At 62.2% G+C, this 6,533-nt stretch carries 4 protein-coding genes; 2 read left to right on the top strand and 2 right to left on the bottom strand.

Annotated features, from left to right (window positions below; translation table 11 throughout):
• Positions 1 to 88: 88 nt before the first annotated feature.
• The gene (locus ACULPM_RS07245) at positions 89 to 1,237 is read right to left on the bottom strand and encodes a sugar-transfer associated ATP-grasp domain-containing protein (protein WP_445331870.1); all 1,149 of its coding nucleotides are present in this window, start codon (positions 1,235 to 1,237) and stop codon (positions 89 to 91) included.
• A gap of 124 nt (positions 1,238 to 1,361) precedes the next feature.
• Between ACULPM_RS07245 and ACULPM_RS07240 the strand changes: the two genes are divergently transcribed.
• Positions 1,362 to 2,816 carry a lipopolysaccharide biosynthesis protein gene (locus tag ACULPM_RS07240; RefSeq protein WP_445331869.1) on the top strand — a complete coding sequence of 485 codons (1,455 nt, stop codon included), beginning with the start codon at positions 1,362 to 1,364 and terminating at the stop codon, positions 2,814 to 2,816.
• Here ACULPM_RS07240 and ACULPM_RS07235 read toward each other — a convergent pair.
• Positions 2,813 to 5,305, bottom strand: coding sequence for a YfhO family protein (locus tag ACULPM_RS07235; protein WP_445331868.1), 2,493 nt, complete (start codon positions 5,303 to 5,305; stop codon positions 2,813 to 2,815). The genes ACULPM_RS07240 and ACULPM_RS07235 overlap by 4 nt on opposite strands.
• A 112-nt stretch (positions 5,306 to 5,417) precedes the next feature.
• On the opposite strand from ACULPM_RS07235, the gene ACULPM_RS07230 reads away from it, so the two are divergent.
• Entirely contained in the window at positions 5,418 to 6,530 is a 1,113-nt protein-coding gene (locus ACULPM_RS07230; protein WP_445331867.1) for a DegT/DnrJ/EryC1/StrS family aminotransferase, read from the top strand.
• The last annotated feature ends 3 nt before the right edge of the window (positions 6,531 to 6,533 follow it).

Genomic DNA, 6,533 nt, shown 5'->3' with positions numbered 1-6,533 from the left:
GGGGGCGGGGGGGGGAGGGGAGGAAGGACTCCCCTCGCTCCCCCCCCCCCCCCCCCCCCCCCCGTTCGCACTTGCCAGCCATGGGGGGCTATCGTACGATGGCATTTCTCCTTGCGCGTCCCGTCTCGTCAAGCGCGTCGATGGCTGCGAGCTTCTCGCGATAGTAGGGCGCAAGCGTCTCGTCCTTCCAGATGGGATGGAAGAGCTGCAGATACTTGATGCCAGAGTGAGAGTTGATCTCCATGATTCGAGGGCCCTTGTCGGTGATGCAGGCGTCGAAGCCTAGATACTCGCAGGCGCCGACCTTGAGGGAGAGCCGTCGCATCATCTCCTTTGCCTCGTCCCAGTAAGGGAGCGTGCCCTCGGCGAGAACGCCGCTCGTGGGGTGGCGCGGGGAGTCCACCACGCGGTTGGCAAAGACGAGCTTGCCGTTTCCGTACTCGCCCGTCTCGAGGTCAATCTGCACGTTGTAGGCACCAATCTGGTCCTCGGTGGGCGGAACGTAGTTGGCGCCGTTGCCCTCGTCTGCCCCCTCGAGCGCAAAGCGGAGGTAACCGATGGTGGGGGTAGGAGCGGAGCCCGTGGGGTTGATCACGAGGGCGCGGATGGTGTGGATGAGCGGGTTGATGGCAGCGAGGCTCGCCTCGGGGTGGATGAACTCGGTGAAGACATAATTCGGATGGGCGCTCACGAACTCGCGCACGCCTGCCTCGGTCACCTCCTCGCCGTCGAGGCGATAGGTCCCCTCATGCCACTCGAGCTTGTGGAATCCGTTGGCCTCGGTACCGTTGCTCGGCTTGCAGGCAAAGGTACCCTCGCGCCGCAAGCAGGCGAGAAGGCCGTCCACTCCAGGGGCGTAGTCGCTCCCCGAGAGGGGGAGCAGTCCCTCGGGGCGGCTGTAGTAGAAGTAGGTGGGCAGATAGCGTGCAAGGTCGGAGTCCTGGAGCAGGGCGTTCAGCGTGAGCTTGTCGTTAATCCAGATGCGCTCCCAGCTGTTGAGCGGCCAGAGGCGCCAGTAGTCGTAGTCGGAGAGGTAGTCATCGAGGTTGTCCTCCGCGAGTCCGTATGCATAGGCGGACTCGGCGCAGAAGCCGTGGGCGTGCGACCAGGCAAGGTAATCGGGCTCGTACATCCCGCTTGCCTTCTCGCGATCGAGAATCTCGAGGTACTCCCGGGCAAAACGCTCGGTAAACCCGTCGGCGAGCAGGGCATCAAGATTCTGGGGCTTGTCGTTCATGTTGACTCCTAGGGGAAGGCCTCGTACGTGCTCGTATCTGCGATTTCCTAGTATACAATACCCCTTTGAACCAATGCCGAGGGTCGCGGCCGCCTAGGCGTCCGCGTTTGGGAAGGGTGTTCGCGTGCCGACGAGCGACTTCAAGATGTCAACGATCAAGTCCCTGTTCTGGAAGCTCTTCGAGCAGGGCGGGACTGCCGTCGTGACGCTACTCATCCAGATTGTCCTCGCCCGCCTGCTCTCGCCTGACGAGTTCGGCATGCTTGCCATCATGCTCGTCTTCGTGAACATCGGCAACGTCATCGTTCAGAGCGGGCTCAACACTGCGATCATCCAGGCGCCCGACGCCACGGAGCGGGACTACTCCACCGTGTTCTGGATGAGCCTTACCACCTCCGTGGTACTCTACGCCGTCGTCTTCTGTGCCGCGCCTGCGGTTGCCGACTTCTACGCCATGCCAGCGGCGGTGACCCCGCTGCGCGTGCTCGTTCTCGTGCTCGTTATCAACGCCTATAACTCCATCCAGGAGGCGATTGTCGCGCGCAACCTGGAGTTCCATAAGACCTTTCGCGCCACCATCACGGCCGGCGTGGTCTCTGGCGCCACGGGCATCGGGGTCGCGATGGCGGGGGGTGGCATCTGGGCCCTCGTTCTTCAGCAGATCGTTCAGCAGGGGTGCAAGTGCCTCGTGCTGGCGCTGCAGGTCCCCTGGAAGCCCCGCTTCGTCTTCGAGCGCGCCCGGGCGATAACCCTCTTCCGCTTTGGATGGAAGCTCCTCGCCTCCGGCCTGCTCGACCAGGGCTATCAGAGCCTCTCCGACCTCATGATCGGCAAGGTGTTCTCGAGCTCGGATTTGGGCTATGTGTCGCAGGGCAAAAGGTACCCAAATGCGCTCGGGGGGCTTCTCGACGGTGCCATTCAGCCCGTCATGCTCTCTGCGGTCGCTCACGCACAGAGTGACCATGCCCTCGTCAAGCGCATCGCGCGCCGTGCGCTCAAGACGAGCACCTTCCTCGTTGCTCCCGCCATGGCGCTCTTCGCTGCCGCGGCCGAGCCTATCGTGAGGGTCGTCCTCGGCGAGGCGTGGGTTCCCTGTGTCCCGTTCCTGCAGATGTACTGCTTCGTGTACGCCCTTCTTCCGATTCACACCACCAACCTTCAGACGCTCAACGGCATGGGCAGGAGCGATCTGTTCCTCAGACTCGAGGTTATCAAGAAGGTCGTTGGCATCGCCATTCTGGCATTCACCGTCTTCGCGCTGCGCGACCTCTATCTCATTGTCGCCGGGTACATGGTCTCGGGCGTCCTGAGCACCTTCATCAACGCCTCGCCTAACAAACGTGTTATCGGCTACGCGTATCACGAGCAGATCAGGGACATCCTCCCCGCATTTGTCATGGCTGCCATCGCCGCCGCCACGACGCTCGTGGTGCCCCTCGCCGGCCTTCCCGATCTCATCACTATCTTGCTGCAGGTGGTTGCGATGGCGGTAGTCTACCTGGGCATCGCCCTGCTGTTCAAGGTCGAGGAGTTCACTTATCTGATGAACACGCTCAAGGAGCTGCTCGGGAGGTCCTAGCCCTCCCTTTCTCCCTCGCTCTCCCGCCTGCGCACAAACTTCAAGCCGACTACGCAGGAGACTGCGGTTAATGCCATGCCTGCGGTGCTTATCGCAAGGCCTGTCGCCAGTCCGGGAATGACGTAGCGAACTTCGATATCGTGCTCTCCCTCCGGCACTTCAAAGCCCACGAACCCGACGTTCGCGCGGAATGTCTCAATCTCCTCGCCGTCAATCGTAACAATCCAGCCGGAGGTATAGGGAATGGAGAGGCAGACGACCGCGGGCGCGGTAGCCTCCACGGTTCCGACGAGGCAATCGCCCCCCTTGGCAGCGAGGTTCGACGTGAGAGACGCGGGTTCCGTGGACGCGTGCGAGGACGCAATGTCGTCGGGGACCACCAGCGCCCTACCAATGGCAACCTGTCGAACGGTGGCGCTGGAGAGGAGCTCAACATCGCTTTCTCCCATGAGGCTCTCCCTCGTGAAGAGCAGCGGGACTGCCCCTTCGTTGCGATAGACAAAGACACTGCCGAACTGGTTGACGAGCGTGAAGCGGCTGTCCTCAATTGGCTCCTTGGAGAGAAGGTAGCGCACCCCGAGCTGCGACAGCAGGGAGTAACCGTTCGCGTCGAGCCTGAAGTCCTGAATCGCATAGTCGCTCACGTAGGCATCCGGCCAGAACGTGCGGTAAAACTCGATGACATCCCCATCCGAGGTCGAGTTGTAGGAGTTGACCCCCCAGTAGCCCTGCACCATCGCGTCATTGTACGAGCAGCACTCGACATAGGTCTTCTCAATGCGGTAGAGCCCGTCGTCGCTCTGGCGAATCCATTCGAGCGCGTCGAGCGTGTCCTGCGTGTTCTCCGCCTCACGTGAGGGGAAGTCTTCGCTGGTGCAGGTCGTGCGTATCTGTGTGACATAGAACCCGTCAAGCACGCACCCCGCCACGACCAGGCCCGCCAGGACGGTGCGAGCAACGGGCCCCTCGAGAGTGGGGGGTCGGCGCCCCCCTCGTGGGGAGGCGAGAAGCGCGATTACGCAAAACACGAGCACGATAGCAAGATAGGCGATGCAGAGCCTTCTTCCGTTGACGGAGTTGAGTGCGGACCAGACGAGTATCGCCCCGGTGGACACGACGCCAGCGAGGAGGGCGGCACGTGAGATGTCCCCCCCTTGGACTCGCCTCTCCCATCCCATGGCAATGGCTATGCAGATGGGCACTGCCAGGACGAAGCTGCTGCGGTACTTGGGCTCAACGAACACGTTGAAGAGCGCGGGAAGAAACTCGTTGAAACAGTACAGCACCACGAGGGCGTCCGCGATGACGATGAGCGTCCGGTCCCCCTTGGCGCACTTCTTGAAGGACCAGTGGAAGAACTGGAACAGGAGGATGAGGGCAAGCGAGCCGAAGCCGAGGACTACCAGCTCATAACAGTTGACGTATGAGAAGTGCTCCGTGGGAGGCACAAGTTCCGGCGGGATGGGGGCACCGCTCGAGATGAGGCCGCTTCCCAGGAGGCGGCTCAGAATCATGGGGATCCAGCGCAGCGGTACAAAGCTGAGGAGATACTCGCCCGCGAGCTGGGTGACGGATGACCCAGCGTCGGCGGCGACGCGCGAGGTCTCTCCAAGCAGGTAGCTTGCATAGGGAACGAGGGCAGCGCCTGAAAGCAGCACGCCGCAGAGGACGGGGATGCAGAGTCTGATCGTTCCCCTGACGACCTGGAGCGCCTTCCTCTCTCCCTTGGCTGCGTGGATGAGTCGGAGCAGGCAGTAGAGCGCTGCGCCGAGCAGGGACATGAAGCCGCAGTACGCGCTCCAGCCGACGCTCAGGGCAGAGGCGAGGGCGACGCAGCAGAAGCGAGGGGCGCTCCATCGCTCCATGAGGCGCTCGAATTGAAGGATGGTGACGGCAAAGACCGCGTAGACGCTTCCGAGCCAGTAGTGCTGGCCCCAGAGCATGAGGAAGCCCCCAAAGGCGAAGCAGGAGGCTCCAACGATTCGGCCGAGCGGGGTCTCGCAGTATCGTTTGAGCAGGAGGTCGAACATGAGGCCCGAGACCACGACCTTGAGAATCTGAACAAACGTGAGGGCAAGCGAGAGGCGCTCGCTGCCAAGAATGAGCCCAAGGGGGATAAGCACCACGTTAAAGGGGTCGAGCAGCCATGATTGGTAGCTTGCGGCGGACGCCCCCAGCCCGTACTCAAAGTTCCATGCGCCAAAGCTGCCGCCTCGAATACTCTCGATGACGTTCGTGTAGAACGGAACGTACAGCTCTACGGTGTCCGACCCTAGGTCGCGGTAGGCAAACGAGGCGCGCCCCAGCAGGAATACGCCATAGATGGAGAGGGACCCAACAAGGAGAATCCCCAGAAGGAAAAGGAGCTCCTCTCTGCCCACCTTTGGTGAGGGGGCCGTGAGAGAGCGAAAGCGCCTGGACATCAGATAGCCCAGCACCAGCGCGAGGACGGCGCAGAGCGCGAGGATGCAGAGGTTGAAACGATTCATCATGCTCCTGACGTATGCTTTTAGGCCATATTCATCTTATGCGATAGAATTGGGGCCGCAGAACGGGGATAATCATCCCCGCATAATCACGTGAGTGTGAGGAGCCTGCCCTATGCACAAGACGCCCATCTGGGTCACCCATTCCTCGATGCCCTCCCTTGATGAGTACACGGCGGAGATCGCCCGGCTCTGGGAGACGCACATGCTCACCAACATGGGCGAGAAGCACCACCAGCTGGAGCTCGACCTCGAGCGCTACCTCCAGGTGGATGACATCGCGCTCTTCACCAACGGTCACAACGCCCTCGAGTGCGTCTTCGAGGCCATGGGCCTCAGGGGCAAGGTCATCACCACGCCCTTCACCTTCGCCTCCACCACGCACGCCATCGTGCGCAAGGGACTCACGCCCGTCTTTGCTGACATCAAGGAGGACGACTTCACCATCGACCCGGCCTCCATCGAGCGCCTCATCGATGACGAGACCTGTGCCATCGTGCCCGTCCACGTCTATGGCAACCTCTGCGACGCGGACGCAATCCAGCGCATCGCAGACGAGCATGGGCTCAAGGTGATCTATGACGCGGCGCACGCGTTCGGCGTCTTCAGAGACGGCGTTTCCGCGGCAACCTACGGCGACGCCTCCATGTTCAGCTTCCACGCTACCAAGGTCTTCAACACCATCGAGGGTGGCGCGGTCTGCTTCAAGGACCACGCGCTCAAGAAGCTCCTCGACCAGTGGAAGAACTTCGGCATCACGGGCACGGAGTCCGTGGAGTACGTGGGCGGCAACGCCAAGATGAACGAGTTCTGCGCCGCCATGGGCATCTGCAACCTGCGCCACGTGGACGAGGAGATCGAGAAGCGCCGCCACGTGGCGGAGCGCTACTGGGAGCGCCTCGAGGGCACCCCCGGCGTGCGCGTGTTCCGCCCGCAGAGGGGCGTGCGATACAACTACGCCTACCTGCCCGTCACGTTTGACGCCCAGGCGTTCGGCGCTTCGAGGGACGACGTCTACGCGGCTCTCATGGCAAAGGACATCCACCCGCGCAAGTACTTCTACCCGCTCGTGAGCGACTACGAGTGCTACGAGGGCCGCTTCGACTCATCAAGCACGCCCGTGGCCAAGCGCGCGGCGAACGAGGTGCTCACGCTTCCCATGTATGCGGACCTCGCGCTTGAGGACGTGGACTGGATCTGTGACGTTGTCCTATCCTGCGGGAGGTAGCTC

This window comes from Thermophilibacter sp. ZX-H3, assembly GCF_052599055.1.
Note: the sequence above shows the minus strand (reverse complement) of the source record. Positions and strands in the feature narration are given on the sequence as shown.

What these genes read in the sequence shown, in the direction of transcription:
- ACULPM_RS07230 (WP_445331867.1), top strand. Translation starts at nt 5,418, where the DNA reads ATGCACAAGACGCCCATCTGGGTCACCCATTCCTCGATGCCCTCCCTT.
- ACULPM_RS07245 (WP_445331870.1), bottom strand. Translation starts at nt 1,237, where the DNA reads ATGAACGACAAGCCCCAGAATCTTGATGCCCTGCTCGCCGACGGGTTT.
- ACULPM_RS07235 (WP_445331868.1), bottom strand. Translation starts at nt 5,305, where the DNA reads ATGAATCGTTTCAACCTCTGCATCCTCGCGCTCTGCGCCGTCCTCGCG.